The 23,808-nt window shown below is 52.2% G+C and carries 14 protein-coding genes; 13 read left to right on the top strand and 1 reads right to left on the bottom strand.

Annotation, left to right across the window (positions count from 1 at the left end; translation table 11 throughout):
- Positions 1-4 precede the first annotated feature (4 nt).
- The 6 genes from J2X05_RS08755 to J2X05_RS08780 all read left to right on the top strand — a co-directional run bounded on the left by J2X05_RS08755 (position 5) and on the right by J2X05_RS08780 (position 13,430).
- The gene (locus J2X05_RS08755; protein ID WP_310071421.1) at positions 5-3,151 is read left to right on the top strand and encodes an efflux RND transporter permease subunit; all 3,147 of its coding nucleotides are present in this window, start codon (positions 5-7) and stop codon (positions 3,149-3,151) included.
- The gene (locus J2X05_RS08760; RefSeq protein WP_310071424.1) at positions 3,148-5,961 is read left to right on the top strand and encodes a cation-translocating P-type ATPase; all 2,814 of its coding nucleotides are present in this window, start codon (positions 3,148-3,150) and stop codon (positions 5,959-5,961) included. Before J2X05_RS08755 ends, J2X05_RS08760 begins: the two co-directional genes overlap by 4 nt.
- 202 nt (positions 5,962-6,163) lie before the next feature.
- The gene (locus tag J2X05_RS08765) at positions 6,164-8,497 is read left to right on the top strand and encodes a heavy metal translocating P-type ATPase (protein ID WP_310071426.1); all 2,334 of its coding nucleotides are present in this window, start codon (positions 6,164-6,166) and stop codon (positions 8,495-8,497) included.
- 132 nt (positions 8,498-8,629) lie between these two features.
- Complete coding sequence (locus J2X05_RS08770) at positions 8,630-8,941, top strand: hypothetical protein (RefSeq protein ID WP_310071429.1); 312 nt, start codon at positions 8,630-8,632, stop codon at positions 8,939-8,941.
- 87 nt (positions 8,942-9,028) lie between these two features.
- Complete coding sequence (locus J2X05_RS08775) at positions 9,029-10,279, top strand: efflux RND transporter periplasmic adaptor subunit (protein WP_310071432.1); 1,251 nt, start codon at positions 9,029-9,031, stop codon at positions 10,277-10,279.
- The gene (locus J2X05_RS08780; protein WP_310071433.1) at positions 10,272-13,430 is read left to right on the top strand and encodes an efflux RND transporter permease subunit; all 3,159 of its coding nucleotides are present in this window, start codon (positions 10,272-10,274) and stop codon (positions 13,428-13,430) included. The genes J2X05_RS08775 and J2X05_RS08780 overlap by 8 nt, the downstream gene beginning before the upstream one ends.
- Positions 13,431-13,890: 460 nt before the next feature.
- Here J2X05_RS08780 and cadR read toward each other — a convergent pair whose 3' ends face one another.
- Positions 13,891-14,286, bottom strand: a complete 396-nt coding sequence (gene cadR, locus J2X05_RS08785; RefSeq protein ID WP_310071435.1) for a Cd(II)/Pb(II)-responsive transcriptional regulator — start codon at positions 14,284-14,286, stop codon at positions 13,891-13,893.
- Positions 14,287-14,366: 80 nt separating this feature from the next.
- On the opposite strand from cadR, the gene J2X05_RS08790 reads away from it, so the two are divergent.
- The 7 genes from J2X05_RS08790 (at position 14,367) to J2X05_RS08820 (ending at position 23,796) form a co-directional block, all read left to right on the top strand.
- Positions 14,367-15,047: a cation efflux transmembrane domain-containing protein gene (locus J2X05_RS08790; protein ID WP_310071437.1), complete on the top strand. Its 681-nt coding sequence runs from the start codon at positions 14,367-14,369 to the stop codon at positions 15,045-15,047.
- Positions 15,048-15,172: 125 nt separating this feature from the next.
- Complete coding sequence (locus tag J2X05_RS08795; RefSeq protein ID WP_310071440.1) at positions 15,173-15,490, top strand: hypothetical protein; 318 nt, start codon at positions 15,173-15,175, stop codon at positions 15,488-15,490.
- A 578-nt stretch (positions 15,491-16,068) separates the two neighbouring features.
- The gene (locus J2X05_RS08800) at positions 16,069-16,848 is read left to right on the top strand and encodes a TolC family protein (protein WP_510183813.1); all 780 of its coding nucleotides are present in this window, start codon (positions 16,069-16,071) and stop codon (positions 16,846-16,848) included.
- The gene (locus J2X05_RS08805; RefSeq protein ID WP_310071446.1) at positions 16,845-17,939 is read left to right on the top strand and encodes an efflux RND transporter periplasmic adaptor subunit; all 1,095 of its coding nucleotides are present in this window, start codon (positions 16,845-16,847) and stop codon (positions 17,937-17,939) included. The genes J2X05_RS08800 and J2X05_RS08805 overlap by 4 nt, the downstream gene beginning before the upstream one ends.
- A gap of 53 nt (positions 17,940-17,992) precedes the next feature.
- Positions 17,993-21,109 carry an efflux RND transporter permease subunit gene (locus tag J2X05_RS08810; RefSeq protein ID WP_310071449.1) on the top strand — a complete coding sequence of 1,039 codons (3,117 nt, stop codon included), beginning with the start codon at positions 17,993-17,995 and terminating at the stop codon, positions 21,107-21,109.
- Between the two features lie 89 nt (positions 21,110-21,198).
- On the top strand, positions 21,199-21,654 hold the full coding sequence (locus tag J2X05_RS08815; RefSeq protein WP_310071450.1) for a hypothetical protein: 456 nt from the start codon (positions 21,199-21,201) through the stop codon (positions 21,652-21,654).
- A gap of 99 nt (positions 21,655-21,753) precedes the next feature.
- Positions 21,754-23,796: a heavy metal translocating P-type ATPase gene (locus J2X05_RS08820; RefSeq protein ID WP_310071453.1), complete on the top strand. Its 2,043-nt coding sequence runs from the start codon at positions 21,754-21,756 to the stop codon at positions 23,794-23,796.
- Positions 23,797-23,808 lie beyond the last annotated feature (12 nt).

Here is a 23,808-nt window from a genome sequence, read left to right on the forward strand (position 1 = left end):
AGCTATGATCTCAGCGATCATTACCTGGTGCTGGAACCACAGTAAAGCGACCATTGTTGCCGCCTTGCTACTCGGTGGTTGGGGTGCTTACTGCTTAATAAATATTAAGGTTGATGCCATTCCCGACTTATCGGAAACACAAGTCATTATTTTTTCAGAATGGATGGGGCGCAGCCCTGACTTAGTAGAAGCACAAATCACCTATCCCTTGGTGAGCACCTTGCTTTCCGCACCCAAAGTGAAAGTTGCGCGTGGCTTTTCCATGTTTGGAATGTCATTTGTCTACGTCATTTTTGAAGATGGTACCGATAACTATTGGGCGCGTGCCCGCGTGTTGGAATATCTTTCAAAAATCAGCGGGCAAATGCCCGAAGGCGTGACGCCAAGTATCGGCCCCGATGCTTCAGGGGTTGGTTGGGTATTGCAATATGCGTTGGTTGATCCCGAGGGTAAATATAATCTCGCGCAAATTAAAACCTTTCAGGATTGGTATCTTAAATATTGGTTAAGTGCTGTCCCCGGTGTGGCCGAAGTGGCGAGCGTGGGCGGGTTTGATAAGCAGTATCAAGTCGAGGTTGACCCCAATAAACTCGCCGCGCTAAACCTTTCGCTAGAGCGTGTGATTAGCGCAATTAGAAAAAGTAACAATGATGTTGGCGGTCGGACGTTAGAAATTTCTGAGCGAGAATATTACATCCGTGGCTTGGGCTACGTTAAAGATCCGCGCGACCTGGAAAACATTGCGCTCGGTGTCAGTGCAGATGCCACACCTATACTGCTGACCGATGTAGCGCGCGTAACACTCGGGCCCAATATTCGCCGTGGCATTTCCGATTTGAATGGTCAGGGCGATACGGTTGGTGGCGTCGTGGTTATGCGTCAGGGAGAAGATGTTTCGCGGGTGATTGCCGCCGTTAAAGAAAAAATTGCCACGGTTAAGGGGGCTTTCCCACCCGGGTTGGAATTGCAATTAGTGTATGACCGCTCCGATTTAATCGGCCAGGCGGTTCAAACCCTGAAAGTGAATTTGATTGAAGAAATCATACTGGTCTGCATTGTTATTCTGTTTTTTCTATTTCATATCCGCAGTATTTTGGTGGTAGTTATTACGCTTCCATTGTCGCTGCTGTTATCGCTTATCCCGATGTATTACTTTGATATCAGCCTCAATATTATGTCGCTTGGCGGCATTATTCTGGCTGTTGGCGATATTGTGGATGGCGTGGTGGTGTTTATTGAAAACACCCACACCAAAATTGCCAATTCCGATGGCAAAAAAACGCGGCAGGAACTCGCGTTAGAAGCGTGTCGCGAGCTTGGGCCCGCTATATTTTCCGCGTTGCTGATTATCAGCATTTCGTTTCTACCGATTTTTGCCTTGCAGGCGCAAGAAGGCAAGCTGTTCCATCCGCTCGCCTACACAAAAACCTTTGCAATGCTCGCGGCGGCCTTAGTCACTATCACTCTGGTGCCTATTTTAATTGCGCTTTTTGTTAAGGGGAGAATCCGTAAAGCCAGCGACAATCCGCTAAACCGCTGGCTACAAGCGATCTACACCCCAGTGGTGAGCTGGGCTGTTGCCCACACTAAAACCGTGTTTGCGAGCACCGCTTTATTAATGGCGGTGTCTGCTGCGTTATTTTTACGCTTGGGTTCAGAGTTTATGCCGCCCTTATGGGAGGGCGATTTGCTCTACATGCCCATCACCGTGCCTGGTATTTCGGTAACGGCGGCGCAGGATATTCTCACCCGCCAAAACCTTGCGATTAAAGCTATCCCCGAAGTGGTTAGCTCATTTGGCAAGGCTGGGCGCTTTGAAACCGCGACTGACCCCGCCCCGTTGTCGATGTTTGAATACACCATCCGCTTAAAGCCTCAAAAAGAGTGGCGGGCGGGGCTAACCCCTGAAGCCTTAGTTCAGGAGCTTGATGCGGCGGTTGCGGTACCGGGTTTAAACCGTGCCTGGACGAAACCCGTGCGCGGCCGCATTGATATGTTGTCCACCGGAATTCGCACACCCGTGGGCATTAAAATTTTTGGGCCAGACCTCAACACCATTGAGCATATTGGCCAGCAAATCGAGCAGACCTTAGCCAAGCTACCGGGCACTCGCAGCGCCTATGCTGAACGCATTAACGGTGGAAATTACCTTGATTTTGAGGCCGATAAAGCGGCGCTGGCACGGTACGGGCTCGTACTGGGCGATGTGCAAATGGTTATTGAAACAGCAATTGGCGGGATGGATATCGCCGAAACTGTTGAGGGACGCGAGCGCTATTCCATCAACGTACGCTACCCACGCGAACTGCGCGATAGTGTGGAAAAAATCGAACACATTCTGGTGGCAACACCCGCTGGAGCGCAGGTACCTTTGAGCCAACTGGGCAAGCTGATTACCCGCACCGGGCCACCCATGGTGCTGGATGAAAACGGCTCACTTGCGGGTTATGTTTACATTGATCTGCTCAATCGCGACGCCGGTGGTTACGTTACCGATGCTAAAGCAGCCATCGCCGACGCCGTACATATCCCGCCCGGGTATTTCATCACCTGGACTGGCCAATACGAGTATCTCGCACGCATGCAAAAGCGCATGGCTATCGTCTTGCCCGTAACACTCGCTCTGGTATTTGCATTTTTGTATTTCAGCATGCAGTCCACCTCAAAGGCGCTCATTGTGATGCTCGCAGTGCCTCTATCTTTAAGCGGCGGCATCATCTTAATGTGGTTTTTAAACTACAACACCAGTGTGGCTGTGTGGGCGGGAGCTATTGCGTTGATTGGGGTAGCGGTGTCTACCACGTCAATCATGATGGTATTTCTGGATCAGTCCTGGCGGCGCTGGCAAACGGAAGGTCGGCTTCTTACAGCAAGCGATGGCCAGCTCGCCATCGTGGAAGGTGCTAAAAACAGTTTGCGCTCGGTGTTAATGGCCGTTGCCATGAATGTATTTGGACTCATGCCGGTCATGCTTGCCACAGGTTTAGGTGCAGATGTTATGAAAACGCTGGCATCACCCATGTTCGGTGGATTGCTTTCACTTATTTTCCTAACACTATTGGTGATTCCGTGTGTTTATCGCCGTGTCTATGGTCACAACTTGCCTGTTGCTGAAAATAATGCGCAACCAGTGCCAGTGCTCACACCATGAGCTTAAAAAAGACCGTAGATAAATATATGCCTGAATCTGCACCTACGTCACCGCCACCATCCCAAACTACGAAAGTGTTGCGCTCAGTGGTTGCGCCGTGGCAAGTAGAAGTCGCCAATCTGTTCAAGCAATTGAGCAGTACGGAAAACGGGCTCTCAGCGGTAGAGGCCGCCGCATACTTAAACTCCGAAGGCGCCAATACTTTGCAGGAAGGTGCACCCACGAGTGTGCTTAAGATTATTGCCGCACAATTTAAAAGCGTCATGATCTGGGTTTTGTTAGGCGCGGCGGTGATTTCGGGAGTGTTGGGGGACATGATCGATTTTGTGGTCATTGTCGCGATCGTGGTGCTCAATGCGGTTATCGGGTTTTATCAGGAATACAAAGCCGAAAAATCTATTGCGGCGCTGAAAAACATGACCGCACCGCAAGCGAAAGTAAAGCGCGATGGTCAGGTAATTATCATTCCGGCAGCCGATATTGTCGTGGGCGATATTCTCATGCTGGAAGCCGGTGATCTGGTAGCAGCGGATGCGCGGTTGCTGCAAGCGGCTTCCCTAAAAATTACCGAATCGGCGTTAACCGGCGAATCAGAATCGGTTGAGAAACAATCTAATACTCTCCTGGCAGCAGATGCCCCGCTCGGTGACCGCGACAACATGGTCTTCGCCGGTACCAGCGTGGCCAACGGCGCTGCCACTGCGCTTGTAGTCGCTACGGCGATGAACACCGAGTTGGGCCAAATTGCGCGCTTAATTGAAGATGCCAGCAGCAGCGAAGGTACGCCTTTACAACAAAAGCTGGATTCGTTTGGGCGCATATTGGTGTGGTTTTCGCTGGCGATAGTCACGCTCTTATTTATGCTCGGCTGGTGGCGTGGCAGCCCGCCACTGGAACTGGTGATGTCTGCTGTCAGTCTCGCGGTTGCAGCTGTTCCCGAAGGTTTGCCGACCATCGTGACAGTGGCGCTGGCGCTGGGTGTTATGCGCATGTCGCGCCGCAGTGCGCTCATCCGCAAACTACCGGCAGTAGAAATCCTGGGTTCTACCTCCGTCATTTGTACTGATAAAACCGGCACGCTAACGGTCGGCCAAATGACAGTGCGTGCTTTATGTGTAGCGGAGCAAAGCTTTACGGTAACCGGCGAAGGTTATGCACCTAAGGGTGAGATTTTGCTTAACAACAACCCGGTAAATGTTCCCGACACTGCCGCCTTGCAGGAGCTTGCGACGCTATTAATCGGCTGTAATAACGCGCATTTAGTGGAGGAAGATGGCCACTGGCAAGTGATTGGCGACCCCACAGAAGGTGCGTTACTGGCGGCGGCTCATAAAGTGTTTAGCGAACAAGCCGGTCGTGAACCATCCAGCTTTGAGCAGCGCCTTCCCAAACAACATGAAATTCCCTTTGATTCGGATCGCAAGCGCAGCTGCGTTATTCGCCGCTTGGAAGACGGTAATTTGCGCGCGATGGTCAATGGCGCGCCCGATGTGCTCCTGCAAGCCTGCACTCGGTTTTATACCGCCAGAGGAGTGCTGCCACTGACGGACGCCGACCGCGCGCGCATCCAGGAGCAAAATACTGTCCTGGGGCAACAAGCCTTGCGTGTACTCGGTTCAGCTTATCGCGACTTAGGGCAGCAGTTGCCCGCCGATTTAAGTGCAGCCGCGATAGAACAGGATTTGGTGTTTGTCGGCTTGAGCGGCATGGTCGACCCACCGCGTGCCGAGGCAAAAGTCGCCGTGGCCAAATGTGTATCGGCGGGTATCCGCGTGGTCATGATCACGGGCGATCATCCGCACACGGCGCTCGCTATAGCCCGCGATCTTGGCATTGCGACAGATACTGACGTTGTGGTCGCAGGACCCGAGTTAGATGGTATAAGTGAAGATGAGTTAGCGCGGCGCGCCTCAACCATCGCCGTTTATGCGCGCGTCACTGCTGCGCACAAGCTACGCATAGTTCGCGCATGGAAAGCGAATGGCGCGGTGGTTGCCATGACTGGCGACGGCGTAAACGACGCGCCCGCCATTGAAGGTGCCGATATCGGCATCGCGATGGGGCGCTCCGGTACCGAAGTCACCAAACAAGCTGCGGATATGGTCATCACTGACGATAACTTCGCCACCATAGTGGCGGCAGTTGAAGAAGGGCGTGGCATTTACAGCAATATTCGCAAAACTTTGCAGTATCTATTAGCCGGTAATACCGGTGAACTTTTATTAATGACTCTGTGCGTTATTATGGGTTTACCAGCACCACTCTTACCTATACATCTACTCTGGATTAACCTGGTTACCGATGGTCTACCGGCACTGTGTCTCGCTACAGACGCCATTGACCCGGATGTTATGAAGCAACGTCCACGCCCGCGCGATGAACATATTGCGGCGAATAATTTTCTCGGGACGATGTTTTTGACGGGGCTGCTGACTGCGGGAGTCGCCTTTGCGGTTTACTTTTATAGCTTACAAACTGGCAGTGAAGAACTGGCACGCACCAAAGCCTTTACCACGCTCGTTTTTGCAGAATTGTTGCGTGCCTTTGGTGCCCGCAGTGAAACCAAGGCACTGTGGCGAATTCCTTTGCGCACCAATCTAATCTTGGCGGTTGTGGTATTTCTGGTGATTGGTTTACAGGTGTGGGCGCACCACAACGCCACCTTGGGATTGTTTTTGAAAACCACATTCTTATCGCTAGAGGATTGCGTCTTGCTACTCGTAATTAGCACTATCCCCTTGTTGATATTGGAGTTGGTAAAGTTGTGGCAAAACCGCGCGCGACAAAGCACAGCCATACCGATCCAATAGTTTTCACGATAGCGGTTACGAATGTTAATTCACATAAAATTTATGAATGATCGCCGAACCCAACACTGAGTTGGAAGGCGCTTTCTTAGCAGGCAACTTGATAATGCACCGCATCACGAGGGAACCCATGGAACATAACCACGCTCATTCGCATCAATCAAATAAACCGGATTCAGAAGTTCTCAAAGATCCTGTTTGTGGAATGTCTGTTACTGAACAATCATCGCATCGGTGTGAGCACGAGGGACACATGTACTACTTTTGCAGTGGACGTTGCCAAACGACGTTCATCGCCACGGCAGAAAAATACATAACTAAAACATCGGAACAGCACAGCGGGAGTCATGCACATTCGCAAGTTGCTACGCCGCAACCTCAGCAGGCGAAGAATGCGGTGCAACCCGCTTCTGAAGCGATCACTGGCGCTATCTACACCTGCCCAATGCATCCTGAAATACGTCAGGAGCAACCGGGTAATTGCCCTAAATGCGGTATGACTTTAGAGCCATTGTTGCCCGAACTCGATGAAGACGAAAATCCGGAGTTGCGTGATTTCACTCGCCGGTTTTGGTGGACATTGCCGCTGACTGTCATTGTCACTGTTCTTGCCATGGTCGGTCATCAACTTCATTTGTTTGATGTATCTACTCAAACCTGGATCGAATTGATTCTGACATTGCCTATCATTTTGTGGGCTGGAGCGCCTTTTTTTGTGCGCGGCTGGCAGTCAATCATCAATCGCAGCCCCAACATGTGGACGTTGATTAGCTTGGGTACAGGCGCTGCATTTGTTTACAGCCTTGTAGCAACATTGGCCCCCAACGTATTCCCCGAATCCTTCGTATCGATGGGACGGGTCTCCGTTTATTTCGAGGCGGCAGCCGTCATTATTTCATTGACGCTGCTAGGACAACTATTGGAATTAAAGGCGCGTTCGCAGACCTCAGCGGCGATCAAATCCTTGCTGGGGTTAGCACCAAAAACAGCACGACGCATTCGCGACGATAACACTGAAGAGGATGTGCCACTCACGCATGTCCATGTCGGTGACAAGTTGCGTGTTCGCCCCGGCGAAAAAGTACCCGTGGATGGTGTCGTTGTGGAAGGCAGCAGCGCTGTGGATGAATCCATGCTGACCGGCGAGCCGCTGCCAGTGATGAAACGCACGGGTGATAAAGTGATTGGCGCAACACTGAATACCAATGGTGCACTCACCATTGAATCTGAGCGCGTAGGGTCGGCTACCATGTTGGCGCAGATTGTTCAGATGGTGGCGCAAGCGCAGCGCTCCAAAGCGCCGATGCAACGCATGGCGGATTCGGTCGCCGGTTATTTTGTCGTTGCGGTGGTCGCGATTGCCGTGCTGACCTTTTTTGCCTGGGGTCTGTTCGGCCCTGAACCGCGTTGGGTATTCGGATTAATTAACGCGGTAGCCGTACTGATTATTGCTTGCCCTTGCGCACTAGGGCTGGCTACACCTATGTCGATCATGGTGGCCACCGGGCGTGGTGCCACCCAAGGTGTACTGTTTCGGGACGCAGCCGCCATCGAAAACTTCCGCAAGATAGATACACTCATTATCGATAAAACGGGAACCTTGACTGAAGGGCGGCCTGCATTTGATCGTGCGGTACCTACGCAGGGATTTAGTGAAGACGATGTGTTGCGCCTTGCCGCAAGCCTTGATCAAGGAAGCGAACATCCGCTGGCCGATGCCATTGTCCGGGCGGCGCGCGAGCGCAATCTCTCATTGGAAAAAGTTGAACAATTTGAGTCAGGTTCCGGCATCGGTGTGTACGGAACAGTTTCAGGGCGCAAGCTGGCGCTGGGAAACACGGTGCTGATGGAGCAACAGGGTGTAGTTGTCGCACCGCTGGTGCCCGAAGCCGAAACCTTACGCAGTGAAGGTGCCAGTGTTATGTACCTGGCAGTGGATGGGCAGCTCGCGGGTCTGCTTGCGGTGTCTGACCCCGTCAAGGCCAGTACACCGGAAGCCTTGGCAACGCTAAAAGCCGCTGGTTTGCGCATTATTATGGCGACGGGTGATGGCCTTACAACAGCCAAAGCCGTGGCGGCGCGCCTGGGTATCGATGAAGTCTACGGTGAAGTGAAACCAGAGGATAAATTGCGTTTGGTTGAACGCTTGCAAGCCGAGGGCAAGGTTGTTGCCATGGCGGGCGATGGAATCAATGATGCACCCGCCTTGGCCAAAGCCGATGTGGGTATTGCCATGGGCACGGGTACTGACGTAGCGATGAACAGCGCACAAGTTACTTTGGTGAAAGGTGATCTACGCGGTATTGCGGTCGCGCGCTTTTTATCGGAGGCGACCGTGACCAATATGAAACAGAACCTGATGTTTGCATTCTTGTACAATGGTTTGGGAATTCCGATTGCTGCCGGAATACTTTTTCCCTGGACGGGCTGGTTGTTGTCGCCAATGATTGCCGCACTGGCAATGAGCCTCAGCTCTGCATCGGTGATTGGAAATGCCCTGAGGTTGAAACGGGAAAAAATCTCTATCAACGATCAATAGACTCGGGTGAGTGAATTTTAAGAACTTACACACCTTAATCTTGGGTGACGTATTTTTCTATCGCCTGCATTGAGCTATGCTTAAACCATGCGCCACTGTTCATTGCTATTCGTCTTACTGCTGAGTTTCGTGATGCCCCTGCAAGTCGCGGCAGAAATTCTGCTGTCTGCCTCACCGTGCCCTGAAGAAATGACCATGGTGATGGATGAATCGGGTGATAGTGAAGCTATGCCTTGCTGCCCCGATGCAGATGACGATGATGCAATAAATCCCTGTGAAACCGCCAAATCCTGTCATCTCTGTAAAACACCCGTGCAGGTATATCTCTATACACCCGCGTCGTTTTTCTCTCTTTCAAATTTGACTGCACACACTAAAACTCGTCCGCTGAATATTGCTGTCTTCAATCCCGCCGGTATCTGGCGACCTCCGAACGCCTCCTGAGTTAATACGATTACACCTCGCTTAAACCGGTAAAGATGCCGGGTGTTTAGGCGAGACGTTTTTTATCGTCTCTCGGGAATCACCTAAATGAATAATCTCTCTGTACGTCTGCTTGCAGCCGTTGGGCTAGGCACGTTGCTACTCGGCATTGCGCTAGGTGTTGGTTGGCAGCACCTGCATAAATCCACCCCTATACCACCGCCGCAAAAGGATGCTGCTGATGCGGCCAAACAGGAACCTAAGGTGCTCTACTGGTATGACCCTATGGTCCCCGACCAGCATTTTGATAAACCGGGTCCATCACCCTTCATGGATATGGAATTGGTACCCAAATACGCGGCAGCGGATGAAGCTGCTCCCGCATTAACGGTTGCCGCGGGTTTGGTACAAAACCTGGGAATGCGCAAAACCAGAGTGCAACGCCTGCCAATAGCCCACGAGCTGGAAGTGGTCGGGCAACTGCAATTTAACCAGCGCAACCAGGCGATATTGCAATTGCGCGCGGCGGGTTTTGTGGAAAAAGCCTGGCCGCTAGCGGTGGGCGATCATGTCAGCGCCGGTCAGCCGCTTGCCGAATTTCAGATACCCGAATGGCTGGATGCCCAAAATGAACTGCTCTCCCAGCCGGTTGGACAGAACCCGCATTTGTTAGCGACATTGCGCGCACGCCTGCAATTACTCGGGATGCCCGATGCCCTGATTGCCAAGGTGGAAAAAACCCGCCAACCGGAGACCCGTGTAACTATCACTTCGCCCATCTCGGGTGTGTTGGATATGCTGGATGTTAAAACCGGTATGGCGCTGGTCAGCGGCGCTACTCTGGCAAAAATTAACAACCTGGATAGCCTGTGGCTGGATGCTGCCATTCCTGAAGCGCGAGCAACTGGCTTGCATCCAGGTGACAAGGCTATTTTCCATTCCGCCAATCCCGCTGAGCCAGCTTTGACCGGCACACTGGAATACCTGTTGCCCTCACTCAATGACAGCTCCCGCACCCTGACTGCCCGTATCCTGTTGGACAACCCCGAAGCGCGCCTGAAACCCGGCACCAGTGGACGTGTGCTGCTGCAATCATCCACTAAAGAAACCGGATTGTTTGTGCCCACAGAAGCAGTCATCCGCACGGGCAAACGGGTGTTGGTGATGCTGGCTGAAGCCGGTAGCAAGTTTCGCCCGGTGGAGGTTGTCACCGGCCGCGAGATAGGTAACCAGACCCTCATCCGCGAAGGTTTGGAGGAGGATCAGGAGGTAGTAGTCAGCGGCCAGTTCCTGCTCGATTCCGAAGCCTCCTTTTTGGGGATAGCACCAAAAACAGCGGGAGGATATGACCATGATTAGCCGTTTGATTCATTGGTCTGTTGCGCACCGCGTATTGGTGCTGTTGGCCTCACTGCTGCTCACTGGCTGGGGCATTTGGGCCGTCAAAACCACACCGATTGACGCCTTACCCGACCTCTCAGATGTGCAAGTCATTATCCGCACCAGTTTCCCAGGGCAAGCGCCCGAGCTGGTGGAAAATCAGGTGACTTACCCGCTGGCCAGCAAAATGCTCTCGGTACCCGGCGCTAAAACCGTGCGCGGTTATTCGATGTACGGCGATAGCTTTGTGTATGTCTTGTTTGAGGATGGTACCGATCTGTACTGGGCACGCTCCCGCGTGTTGGAGTCCTTGAGCCAAATGCAGGCGCAGCTACCGGCCAGCGCCAAACCGGCATTAGGGCCGGATGCCACCGGCGTGGGCTGGATATTCCAATACGCCTTGGTCGATAAGACGGGTCAGCACGATATTGCCCAACTGCGAGCACTGCAGGACTGGTTCCTGCGTTTTGAGTTGGCACCATTGCCGGATGTGGCCGAAGTCGCCGCTATCGGCGGTATGGTCAAGCAATACCAAGTAGTGCTCGATCCAATCCGCCTGGCAGCCCATAACCTGTCCCATGAAGCGGTGACTACCGCTGTAAAACAGGCCAACCAGGAAACCGGAGGTGGTGTTCTTGAGCTGGGTGAAGCCGAACTAATGATCCGTGCCAGTGGTTATCTGCACACGCTCGATGATTTCAAATCCATACCACTGAAGTTAGTCGATAACATTCCCGTTACCCTGGCCGATGTTGCCCACATCCAGCTCGGGCCGGAAATGCGCCGGGGCATTGCGGAACTGGACGGTGAAGGCGAAGTGACTGGCGGTATTGTGGTGATGCGCTCGGGCGGAAATGCCCGCGCCACTATCGCAGCAGTTAAGGAAAAATTGGCGCAACTCCAAAGCAGCTTACCCTCCGGGGTTGAGATCACCACCACCTATGACCGCAGTTTGCTGATCGACCGTGCTGTCGCCAACCTGACCCACAAGCTTCTGGAAGAGTTTTTAGTGGTGGCACTGGTCTGCGCCTTATTCCTCTGGCATTGGCGCTCTGCGGTGGTAGCGATTGTCGCCTTACCACTTGGTGTATTGATCGCCTTTGTTGTTATGCGTCATCAAGGGATTAACGCCAACATCATGTCGCTCGGCGGTATTGCGATTGCTATCGGGGCGATGGTGGATGCGGCCATCGTGATGATTGAAAACGCCCACAAACATGTGGAGCGATGGCAGCAGCAACATCCCGAGCAAGAACTTATCGGTGAGAAACGCTGGCAGGTATTGACCCAAGCGGCCGCCGAGGTTGGGCCAGCGCTGTTTTTCTCGCTGCTCATTGTCACTCTCTCGTTTATTCCGGTATTTACGCTGGAAGCACAGGAAGGTCGGCTCTTTGGCCCACTCGCTTTTACCAAAACCTATGCGATGGCAGCAGCAGCTGGCCTGTCGGTGACGCTAATTCCGGTGCTGATGGGCTACTGGATTCGTGGCCGGATTCCGGCGGAACATCAAAACCCCATCAATCGCTGGCTGATCCGGAGTTATCGTCCACTGTTGACCGGAGTTTTGCGTCACCCGAAAACGACACTGGGTTTTGCATTGGCGGTATTACTGAGCACCGCCTGGCCACTGAGCCAGCTGGGCAGTGAATTCCTGCCGCCGCTGGACGAAGGGGATTTACTGTACATGCCCAGTGCCTTGCCGGGGTTAAGTGCCCAACAGGCCAGCCGCTTGCTGCAACAAACAGATCGGCTGATTAAAACTGTCCCGGAAGTGGAGCGCGTGTTTGGCAAGGCTGGCCGCAGTGACAGCGCTACTGATCCGGCCCCGCTGGAGATGTTTGAAACTACCATCCAGTTTAAGCCCCGTGATCAGTGGCGCCTCGGCATGACTCCCGAAAAACTCATGGCTGAACTGGATGCACGGGTCAAAATACCGGGGCTATCCAATATCTGGATTCCGCCCATCCGCAACCGCATCGATATGCTGGCCACCGGGATCAAAAGCCCCATCGGCGTCAAGGTTGCAGGCCAGAACCTGGCCGATATAGACCATGTCGCCCAACAGGTTGCGCAAGTTGCCAAAACCGTCCCCGGTATCTCCTCGGCAGTTGCCGAGCGCTTGGGTGGTGGGCGCTATCTTGATATCCAGTTCGACCGCGCTGCACTCGCACGTTATGGTCTGAGCATCACTCAGGCGCAGTCCGTAGTAAGCAGTCTAATTGGCGGCGACAATATTGGTGAAGTCGTAGATGGACGTGCACGTTTCCCTATCAACCTGCGCTATCCGCGCGATTGGCGTGACAGCATTGGCAAGCTGCAAAACCTACCCATCATTACGCCACTCGGCAGCCAAATCACATTGGGTACGATTGCCACCATCAAAGTTACCGATGGCCCCAGTATGCTCAAGAGCGAAAATGCCCGTCCCACCAGTGTGGTTTACATTGATGTGCGCGACCGCGACTTGGGTTCGACGGTGAGGGATCTGCAACAAACCATTAACCAAGAGGTGACTTTACTACCGGGCACCAGCATTAGCTACGCCGGCCAGTTTGAATTTATGGAACGCGCCAATGCCCGCCTGCGATGGATAGTCCCGGCAACGCTCGTTATTGTTCTGGTGCTGTTATTCCTGACATTTTCCCGCCTGGATGAAGCCCTGTTAATCATGGGCACCTTACCTTTTGCGTTAACCGGAGGCATTTGGCTTTTATATTTAATGGATTACGAGCTCTCGGTTGCAACAGCCGTCGGGTTTATTGCACTGGCCGGAGTGTCCGCCGAATTCGGGGTGATTATGTTGCTCTACCTGAAACAGGCATGGCAGCGGCGTATTGAAGCAGGCACAACAACGCAAGAGGATTTACTCGATGCCATTCAGGAAGGTGCCGTGTTGCGAATACGCCCCAAGATGATGACGGTGACAGTAATTGTTGCGGGCTTGATGCCGATATTTTTAGGCAGTGGTACGGGGTCGGAAATCATGAGCCGGATTGCCGCACCGATGGTGGGCGGGATGCTTACGGCACCATTGCTGTCGCTGTTTGTGCTGCCGGTGGCTTATCGGTTATTGCGCACCCGCAAAAGGGATTTGAAAGGTAACGCTGTCATTAACGCTGGAAAACCATAGGTATAGGAAATGGACGAGACGTCTCAGCATTGCGGATACGGATGTGGCGGCGCAGCACGGTATTTTGATTAAAGATTCCGAAGCGCTGGAACTAGCCGCACGGTCGTATTCGACAAAACTGGCGCTGGCGCCTTCGCTGGATGTTATCTAGGGACTGGTCGCTAATTGTCACGGTAATGAGCGCACGGATTGTCCAATTATCGCTGGTATTGCGCAATCGCCTTAGATGAGAGCGACAAGGCTATATTAAGAATGAATTGCGATGCTGGTTTTATTAGACATGGCAATTTGTCAGTGCACGACGCCTTATTCCAAGTTTTTAAATTTGTAGGTGAAATTAGCATCGTACACAGCGCCATCTTCAGATGATAAAAACACGTACAAGGTTTACTTCTGCATCATTGGTGGTGCCAATGACACCTTGGCGCCCGCTGTTCGTCATCCTTCAACGATACGAGCGTTATTCCACCTTGGTGAGCGCCTGTAAAATCCCGCAGTCTTTAACGGCCCGATTGTCATTGCATTGGGTACGCAGACCCACGAGCTGTGCCCGTAACGCGGTGAGTTCGGCAATGCGCGCATCGACTTCCTGTACATGCGTATCGACGATATGGTTGATCTCTTCACACGCTTTCTCAGGCGTTGCCTGATACCTTATTAATTCACGTATTTCACCGAGCGTGAGTCCCAGATTCCGGCACTGTTTGATAAATCCCAACTGCCGCAATGAATCCGTATCGTACAGTCGATAGTTACCTTCCGTTCGTTGCGGAACTGAGACCAATCCTTCCTGCTCATAAAATCGGATCGTTTGGACAGGCACGCCCGTCTGTTTTGCCAGGGTACCAATTTTCATGTGAATACCTCGCTTGACTCTCTAGTAGCTATAGAGTTTATAGTCCAGCTATCGAATTTAACACAGACGAGGACATGGTTATGAGTGATTGCGGCTGTGAAGTGGAATTGAAGGACGGTGAGCAAAAGACCGTCTTGTATTGGTTGTTGGGAATTAACGCCGCCATGTTTGCATTGGAACTGGGGGTTGGCTGGTTTGCCCAGTCCACCGGCTTGATTGCCGATTCTCTTGATATGTTGGCCGATGCGATTGTCTATGGCATCGGTCTGTATGCGGTGGGCCGAGCCATAACTGCCAAAGCGAGAGCCGCGCTGGTCAGTGGCTATTTTCAATTGTTGCTGGCCGTGCTCATCCTGATCGACATTATCCGGCGTGTCGCCTTTGGTAGTGAACCCGCTTCCCAACTCATGATAGGCATGGGTTTGCTGGCTCTAGCCGCGAATATCACGTGCCTATTGTTGATCCAGAAACACCGACATGGCGATGTGAATATGCGGGCCAGTTGGATCTTTTCTACCAACGACGTTCTGGCAAACCTGGGTGTAATCTTAAGCGGAGCACTTGTAGCATGGGTTAGCTCCCGGTGGCCGGACATTATCATTGGTAGTTTGATCGTCATGCTCATCCTGCGCGGAGTCTGGATGATTCTCACGGATGCGAAACGCGAGTTACGGGAGCACGAGGCGCCACCGCCTGCACCCTGCTGCGATAAGCCGTGCCAGTCTTCGCAAAATACCCGTCAGAGTGACCGGGGTGAATGATTTACTGTTAAGCTTTTGTTGTGAGGGCGGAAGTGTTCCTTCCGCATGACCAGGATGCCAATGCTGTGAAACCCGTGTTACGTTATCGATCATATGCTTTTATATCGTTGCTCCTCTGGCTCGTTATGAGCTGGAGCGGTGTGCATGGGCATTTTTGTTTCGATGGCAAGGAACCTCCAATATCCTTGCACGTTGATATGTTGGAAGGACACGCCGTTCATGAGGACGGGGAAGCCCATCAAGATATCGATATCGAGCAGCCCCAATCGATACTTGTCAAAACCTTTAAACTTGATCTTTTCCTACCTGTCTTTTTGGCAGTGATTATTGTTCTGCGGGAACGCGGAACAACCTTTACGATTCAATCCATTCCCTCCCTACGCACACGGCACATTGTCGGTGTGCTGCCTCTACTCCGTGCTCCGCCTGCCATTCCAGCCTAACCCACTTTTGTCGCCCTGATAACGGGCTCCAAGGATCTGACCATATCGCCGTCGGATCCATGATATTGGCTGGAGTAGTTACCATGCATTTTTTTGAAAAAGTGATCGCGGGTTCAGCGATTGCAGTGCTATGCCATGTCCCGGCCGGACTGGCAACGCCAACGACACCACTCCGACTGGACGATGCCATTCGCGCGACAGTCGAACACAATCCGCAATTATCTGCCTACCGTTTCAAAACTGACGCGTTAGCGGGAGAGCAACAAACCGCTGGGCTACGACCGGAATATCGTGTCGGCGCTGAGCTTGAAAACGTCGCAGGTTCTGGCGAATCGAGCGGGATCGATGCGGCAGAACTCACCATCGCGGTGTCGTCCGTGATTGAACTGGGCGCTAAACGCGATGTGCGGTTAGGCCTTGTTACCGCCCGCCAACAACAATTGCAAACCGAGCAACGGGTTCTGACACTCGACGTATTGTCGGGAGTAACACGTCAATTTCTTGCCCTGGTAGCGGCGCAGGAACAGCTTGCGTTACATATTGAAGCGGACCGCATTGCGCGAGACATGCTCACATCCATGCGGCGACAGGTTCAGGCAGGTCGATTAGCCGAGACTGAAGTATTACGCGCGCAAGCTGGTCTCGCCCGTACGAACATCGCGTTACGGCAGGCCGAACAGGCTGTACGACGCGAACGCCTGTTGTTATCCGCGTATTGGGCAGATTCCACGCCGGACTTCCAAACGGTACAAGGCGATTTGTACGCATCATCTCCATCTTTGCCTTTGTCTGAGCTCCAATCCCGATTAGCGAATAACCCGGATCTTTTATTGCTCGCGAGCGAGATCGATGTGCTTAGCGCGCAGTTGCGCGAAGCCCGTTCAAATCGCCGTGGTGATATTGAATGGAGCGCCGGGGTACGCAGGTTTGAGGACAGCGGCGATTCCGCAGCAGTGGTTGGTTTGAGTGTACCGCTTGGCTCGGGACAGCGCGCCTCGGGGGCAGTTGCTACTGCGACGGCCCAACAGGCAGGAGCCCAACAAGCTCACGATAGTGCCCGCGTCCGTCTGGAGGCTGAGTTAGCCGGTCTTGTGGATGAGCAACAACAGGCTAGTAGTGAACTCGGCATTTTGCGCAATGAAGTGATTCCGGTGTTGCGTCGCGCACTCAAGGGTACGGCGGACGGTTTTGAACTGGGCCGTTACAGCTACCTTGAACTGACCCTCGCCCAAAGCGAATTACTCGATGCGCAACTGGCCGTTATTGATGCGGCCGAACGCGTGCAGCAAACCCGTATCGAATTGGAACGGCTCACCGGCGTCGCCCTGAATGATAAAAACAATGAGGTTACTCAATGAAAACACGTAAGCAAAAGAAGCTGAATCCTGCGCTCGCTGTCGGATTTATCCTCGCCGTACTGGTCGCCATGTTTGTAACCGACATCTACTTGGCCAATGCGGCCGATGATGACAAACACGCTGCGCCTGACACCAAGACAACCCAGAAGACAGCCAAACCTGCCAAGCATGAGCATGATGAAGATGCTCATGAACATGGTGAAGATGAGAAAGAACATGCAGACGGTGATAAGCACGAGCACGGTGAAGAGGAACATGGCGAAGAGGAGCACGGCGAAGAAGGCAAACTCACGTTGTCGAGCGAGCAGTTGCGCAACGCCGGTATCGAACTCGCTGAAGCGGGTCCAGTTGCTATCAGGGAAACGCTGCCGCTCTACGGCGTTATTTCGCCAAGTGCTGAAGGCGTGCAGCAGGTAAACGCACGTTTCCCCGGCGTTATACGCCAATTGGCTCGCAAGCAAGGTGATCGGGTCGCCGCTGGTGATGTCCTGGCAACCATTGAAAGCAACGAAAGCCTCAAGCTGTATTCGGTGACCGCAACGATTGGTGGTGTTATCACGGAGCGTCAGGGCGCTGTGGGCCAACAAACGTCTGATGCACCCCTTTTCACCATCACCGACTCTTCCACTGTGTGGGTGGACCTGGCTTTATTTCCCCGCGATATCGCCCAGGTTAAATCGGGCCAATCGGTCCGGGTAACGCAACCGCAGCGTGGCATCTCCGGGGAAGGATCAGTGATCTACGTCGGCGCTCACGCTAATCCGTTAAATCAATCGACAACAGTGCGAGTATCTCTTGATAACGCAGATGGTCAGTGGTTCGCCGGTCATTTTGTCAGTGCTGAAGTAACGCTTGCAGAGGCGGGAGCCGCTGTCGCGGTGCGCAATGAAGCATTGCAGACACTTGATGGGGAAACCGTGGTGTTTGTCCAACAAGCGAAGGAATTTGGGCCGCGACCGGTCCAGACCGGACGCACCGACAGTGTCCATACCGAGATCGTTTCCGGATTAGCGGTGGGTGATGTATATGCCACCAAAAACAGTTTCATCCTCAAGGCGGATCTGCGCAAGGAGAGCGAAGATGAACACTAAACGACGTTGCAGCTTCCGTCGGACATCTTGTTGTCGATTGTGGGGACACTGCCATGGTTGATGCCTTGATCCAATTTTCCATCGCGCGTCGATGGCTTGTAATCTTTTTAGTCGGTGCCTTTGCCGCAGCTGGCATCTGGAATTACAACCGCCTGCCGATTGATGCAGTTCCAGATATTACGAATGTGCAAGTCCAGATCAATACCCAGGCGCCGGGCTATTCCCCGCTTGAAGTTGAGCAACGTATTACCTATCTGGTTGAGGTCGCGATTGCAGGCCTGCCACATGTCGAAAGCACCCGGTCCTTATCACGCTATGCCTTGTCTCAGGTAACAGTGGTATTTGAGGATGGGACCGACATTTACTTTGCGCGCAATATTCTCAATGAGCGTTTGCAGCAAGCCAAAAGTCAGCTGCCGGATGGCATCGAGCCTGAAATGGGACCGGTGGCGACTGGCCTCGGGGAAATCTTCCATTATTCGGTGCACGCCGATCCCAACTCGCGTCAGCCGAATGGGGAACCGTACGATGCGATGGCGTTGCGCACCTTGCAGGATTGGATAATACGACCTCAATTGCGTCTGGTTCCTGGCGTCACAGAAGTGAACACGATTGGTGGATTTGAGAAGCAAATTCATGTCACGCCAGATCCGGGGCTGATGTTGGCTTACGGCATTGTGTTCGATGACCTGGTTGAGGCGCTGGAGAAAAACAATACCAATATCGGGGCGGGCTACATCGAGAAAAACGGTGAGCAGTACCTGATCCGCGCGCCTGGGCAGCTCTCTGATATGGCGGCCATCAAAAAAGTCATCGTTGTCCGACGGGACGGTACACCCATCACCATTGGCGATGTTGCAACCATAGGGCTTGGTAAGGAACTGCGCACGGGGGCAGCTACCCGCGATGGCGAAGAAACGGTGCTGGGTACTGCGGTGATGTTGGTGGGTGAAAACAGCCGGACGGTGTCGCACGCTGTTGCCGCCAAGCTTGAGGAAATCAACCGCACCTTACCCAAAGGTGTTACGGCTGATGCGGTATATGACCGTACCTCACTCGTCGAAAAGACCATTTCTACGGTGCAGAAAAATCTTCTGGAAGGCGCGATCCTGGTGGTCGTTGTGTTGCTGGTGATGCTTGGGAATGTTCGCGCTGCGCTGCTAACGGCCTTGGTCATCCCCCTGTCGATGTTGATGTTAATGACCGGCATGGTGCAAACCAAAGTCAGCGCGAACCTCATGAGCTTAGGGGCACTGGATTTTGGTTTGATCGTTGACGGCGCTGTGATCATTGTCGAAAACTGCTTATTGCGACTCGCACAACGACAGCATGCGGTGAACCGTCTCCTCAACCTGGAAGAACGGTTGGAGACTGTGTTTCGCGCAACCCGTGAAGTATTTACGCCCAGTTTAATCAGTGTGCTGGTGGTTATTCTGGTGAACATTCCTATCCTCGCGCTCACAGGCGTAGAGGGGAAAATGTTCATACCCATGGCGTTTACGGTGATCATGGCGTTGCTGGCCGCGCTAATTCTATCCCTGACGTTCGTACCAGCCGCACTTGCACTGTGTATGACGGGCAGGATTGAAGAAAAAGAAAATAGGATTATTGCCAAATCCAAAGCGGCCTACGTCCCGACCCTCGATTTTGCGCTTAAGCGCCGCGTGCCGATCCTCGTAGGTGCCATCGTATTTGTCATTGGGTCGGGCTTTTTAGCCTCGCGAATGGGGACCGAATTCACCCCAAATTTGGACGAAGGCGATATCGCGGTGCAGGCCATACGTATTCCAGGCACGAGCCTTACCCAATCCCTTGATATGCAATTCCAGGTTGAAAAGGCCCTGATGGCGATGCCCGAGATTAAAACGGTCTTCTCTCGTGTGGGTACAGCCGAAGTAGCAAGTGATCCAATGGGGCCCAATATTTCAGATGGTTACGTTATGTTGAAAGACCGGAAGGACTGGCCGGATCCCGACATAACCAAAGAAGATATTCTCGAAGCTATCGAAGAGACACTGGAGAAGGTGCCGGGTAATGGCTACGAAGTGAGCCAACCTATCCAGATGCGGGTGAACGAATTAATTTCCGGTGTGCGGTCTGATCTGGGCGTGAAAGTGTATGGCGACGATCTGGAACAGCTTCGTGCTGCCGGGAACAAAATTACCGCAGTGCTCAATGGTATCGATGGCGCGGACGATGTGAATATGGAGCAAGCAGAGGGGCTACCCATGCTGTCCATCGATGCTGATCGAGACCTGTTACTGCGTTATGGCATCAATATGGCGGATTTGCAGGATACGGTGGCAGCGGCGACCGGTGGCGAAGAAGCTGGTCAAATCTTTGAAGGCGACCAGCGTTTTGCCATCGTCGTAAGATTGCCAGAAAAGCAGCGCAATGACCTTACCGCCTTATCTTACCTTCCGATCCCTTTACCAGATGGCGGGTATGTCCCTTTGGGGGAAGTAGCCAAACTCAATCTCGCACCTGGCGCTAACCAAATCAGCCGTGAAAATGGCAAACGCCGGCTGGTTGTCACTGCTAATGTGAGCGGCCGCGATCTTGGGGGATTTGTAGCGGAAGTGCAGGAGAAGATTGAGCAACAGGTGAAACTGCCACCGGGCTATTGGCTGGATTATGGTGGGACCTTTGAGCAATTGCAGTCGGCATCCAAACGCCTGACCTTGCTCGTGCCATTAACGTTGCTGATGATTTTTGCGCTCCTGATGATGACCTTCGGATCCGCCAAAGACGCCCTGCTGGTATTCAGTGGTGTGCCCCTGGCATTGACGGGCGGCGTTATCTTCCTGTGGTTGCGAGACATCCCGTTATCCATTACAGCCGGAGTTGGTTTTATCACCCTCTCGGGTGTCGCGGTATTAACCGGGGTGATGATGGTGTCGGCGTTTCGCGATAGCCTGAAAGAAGGCTTGCCGCTTGAGGCCGCTATCCGTGAAGGAGCGATGTTGCGCCTGAGGCCCATTCTGATGGTGGCATTGGTGGCAGCATTGGGATTTCTCCCGATGGCCCTCAATACCGGCACCGGTGCCGAGGTTCAGCGTCCGCTTGCAACGGTCGTTATAGGAGGAATTCTTTCATCTACAATACTGACCCTTCTGGTGTTGCCAGGCTTATACCGTATGGCCTATCGCGACAAGCATAACGGGAGTTAACTCGAACGGTCACCCGCACAGCGCAGGTGACCGTTTTATTCCGGCGCACCGAAAAACCAAAGGCGCGCCTTCGCCAGGAGACTGGAATTATGAAAACACTTACCGCGTTTTTTTATCACGTCCGGATAGCACTCGTTCTGCCTCGAATATTCATTGCGGTTTTATTTGCTGTGTTACTCAACGCTTGCCAAACAGCCGCACCTGATACATCTGGCGTCGTGTTTGACGATAACGCGCTGCGTCAGCACAACCTTGAATTAAGTAACGCGAAGGTCAGCTTCAACGACGGCGCGCTGACATTAAGCAGTGGCGTTTGGCCAACACAAAAAAGGCCGCATATTGCCTGCGGACAATTGCAGCTTCAGATATTCGATACGCAAGGTGTTTTGTTAAAAACTGCGAACGCTGATTACTCACCGTGTCACTTGCACTACCAACCGAATACCCGGCGCAAAGGATATTTTTCAGTTGTGGTCAATGACCTGTATCAACAGCCATTGATCATCAGAACGAGCTATAAAAAGAAGCCGAACGAAGTTTTTTAATGCTTATGTATTTATGAGATTTCTGTGAACTCGCTTTTATTCAAAATCAATATGCAGATACCCAAAATTTAATGTCCATTTTAAAGAAAAGGGAACGCTATGAAACATATACATAACTATGATGCACAGGGAAAGCAGCTGTGCTGTACGGAAGAAGAAAAAATAAATTATCAAGCTGATGCGCTGATAAAAAACAAACCTGTAAAAGATACTTGCTGCGCAACTGACGATCACGACCAGCACACCGACGATGATGGCCATGACCATGCCGTTAGCAGTGACAATAACGTCAAACTGTTTTTGCCGGCCGCTGTCAGTTTCATTGCGTTGCTCACAGCACTCATTCTGGATAATTACTTCCCGCAAACCTGGTTTACTGGTTGGGTACGCATTGCCTGGTACGTTGCAGCCTATTTGCCGGTTGGCCTGCCGGTGTTGAAAGAAGCGGTCGAGAGCATCACCAAGGGCGAAGTGTTTTCTGAATTCTTATTGATGAGCATTGCTACCATCGGCGCCTTTGCCATTGGCGAATATCCGGAAGGTGTTGCCGTGATGTTGTTTTATTCTGTCGGTGAAGTGTTCCAGACCCTCGCCGTGAAAAGAGCAAAAACCAATATTAAAACACTGCTCGATCAACGCCCCGACGAAGTAACCGTGTTGCGAAATAATCAAGCAATGACCCTGAAGGCAGAGATTGTCAGCATTGGCGATATTATCCAACTCAAAGCAGGTGAGAAATTGGGATTGGATGGTGAACTCCTATCCGAGACCGCCTCATTTAATACCGCCGCTCTGACCGGCGAGAGCAAACCCGACACGAAAACCAAAGGCGATAGTGTTTTGGCGGGCATGATTAATCTCAATGCAGTGTCACAAGTAAAAGTGACCACTGCCTATACCGACAGCAAACTGTCCCGAATTTTAGAATTAGTACAAAACGCTGCTGCGCAAAAAGCGCCTACCGAATTATTTATCCGAAAATTCGCCAAAATATACACACCGATTGTAGTTGCGTTGGCCGTTGCGATTTGTGTGGTGCCATACGTATTTGTGGAGACCTATGTATTCAGTGAGTGGCTATATCGTGCGTTAATATTCCTGGTGATCTCCTGTCCCTGCGCATTGGTTATTAGCATTCCCCTAGGCTATTTTGGCGGCATAGGCGCCGCCAGTCGAAACGGTATTTTATTCAAAGGCAGTAATTTTTTAGACACGATTTCTACCATTCAAAACGTGGTGATGGATAAAACCGGCACCATGACGGAAGGTGTTTTTAAAGTACAAGAGGTCAACCTCAAGCCCGAGGTCAATCGCGATGAGATCCTGAAATTGGTCAATGCGCTCGAAAGCCAAAGTACGCATCCGGTAGCGACCGCTATTCATCAATATGTAGGCGATATCGATAGCAGCATTACATTAAATAATGTTGAAGAAATATCGGGTCATGGATTGAAAGCCGACGTGAATGGCAAAGCGTTACTGGTAGGTAATTTCAGGCTGCTCGATAAATACGCCGTCGCCTACGATATTGATCCCGCCACCATTGTGTATACCGTCATCGCTATTGCCTACGATCATAAATTTGCAGGCTACATCACCATCGCCGACAGCATTAAAGAGGACGCGCAATTAACGATCGATACACTGAAAAAACTGGGCATCAACATTACTATGCTTAGCGGTGACAAAAGTTCTGTGGTGCAATTTGTTGCACAGAAATTAGGTATTACCAATGCCTTTGGCGATCTGCTACCAGAAGATAAAGTTAACAAGGTAAAAGAAATCAAAGCGCGCAATGAAACTGTTGCTTTCGTCGGTGATGGTGTTAATGATGCACCGGTCGTTGCCCTGAGCGATGTCGGTATAGCGATGGGCGGTCTTGGCAGCGATGCAACAATCGAAACAGCCGACGTTGTTATTCAAGATGATAAACCCGGCAAAATTCCCACTGCCATCGCCATCGGTAAACAAACCAAACGCATTGTGTGGCAAAACATTTCACTCGCCTTCGGTGTAAAAGCCATCGTCTTGATATTAGGTGCCGGTGGTTTAGCCACGATGTGGGAAGCGGTTTTTGCGGATGTTGGCGTGGCGTTGTTAGCTATTTTGAACGCAGTACGAATTCAGCGAATGAAGTTTTAAAAATAAAGAATG

This window comes from Cellvibrio fibrivorans (assembly GCF_031457055.1).
Taxonomy (GTDB): Bacteria; Pseudomonadota; Gammaproteobacteria; order Pseudomonadales; family Cellvibrionaceae; genus Cellvibrio; species Cellvibrio fibrivorans.

Bases quoted from the DNA above. Each gene is read 5' to 3' on its own strand.
- J2X05_RS08755 (WP_310071421.1), top strand. From the start codon at position 5: ATGATCTCAGCGATCATTACCTGGTGCTGGAACCACAGTAAAGCGACC.
- J2X05_RS08770 (WP_310071429.1), top strand. From the start codon at position 8,630: ATGCCCCTGCAAGTCGCGGCAGAAATTCTGCTGTCTGCCTCACCGTGC.
- J2X05_RS08820 (WP_310071453.1), top strand. From the start codon at position 21,754: ATGAAACATATACATAACTATGATGCACAGGGAAAGCAGCTGTGCTGT.
- J2X05_RS08790 (WP_310071437.1), top strand. From the start codon at position 14,367: ATGAGTGATTGCGGCTGTGAAGTGGAATTGAAGGACGGTGAGCAAAAG.
- J2X05_RS08780 (WP_310071433.1), top strand. From the start codon at position 10,272: ATGATTAGCCGTTTGATTCATTGGTCTGTTGCGCACCGCGTATTGGTG.
- J2X05_RS08765 (WP_310071426.1), top strand. From the start codon at position 6,164: ATGTCTGTTACTGAACAATCATCGCATCGGTGTGAGCACGAGGGACAC.
- J2X05_RS08800 (WP_510183813.1), top strand. From the start codon at position 16,069: ATGCGGCGACAGGTTCAGGCAGGTCGATTAGCCGAGACTGAAGTATTA.
- J2X05_RS08775 (WP_310071432.1), top strand. From the start codon at position 9,029: ATGAATAATCTCTCTGTACGTCTGCTTGCAGCCGTTGGGCTAGGCACG.
- J2X05_RS08810 (WP_310071449.1), top strand. From the start codon at position 17,993: ATGGTTGATGCCTTGATCCAATTTTCCATCGCGCGTCGATGGCTTGTA.
- cadR (WP_310071435.1), bottom strand. From the start codon at position 14,286: ATGAAAATTGGTACCCTGGCAAAACAGACGGGCGTGCCTGTCCAAACG.
- J2X05_RS08815 (WP_310071450.1), top strand. From the start codon at position 21,199: ATGAAAACACTTACCGCGTTTTTTTATCACGTCCGGATAGCACTCGTT.
- J2X05_RS08795 (WP_310071440.1), top strand. From the start codon at position 15,173: ATGAGCTGGAGCGGTGTGCATGGGCATTTTTGTTTCGATGGCAAGGAA.
- J2X05_RS08760 (WP_310071424.1), top strand. From the start codon at position 3,148: ATGAGCTTAAAAAAGACCGTAGATAAATATATGCCTGAATCTGCACCT.
- J2X05_RS08805 (WP_310071446.1), top strand. From the start codon at position 16,845: ATGAAAACACGTAAGCAAAAGAAGCTGAATCCTGCGCTCGCTGTCGGA.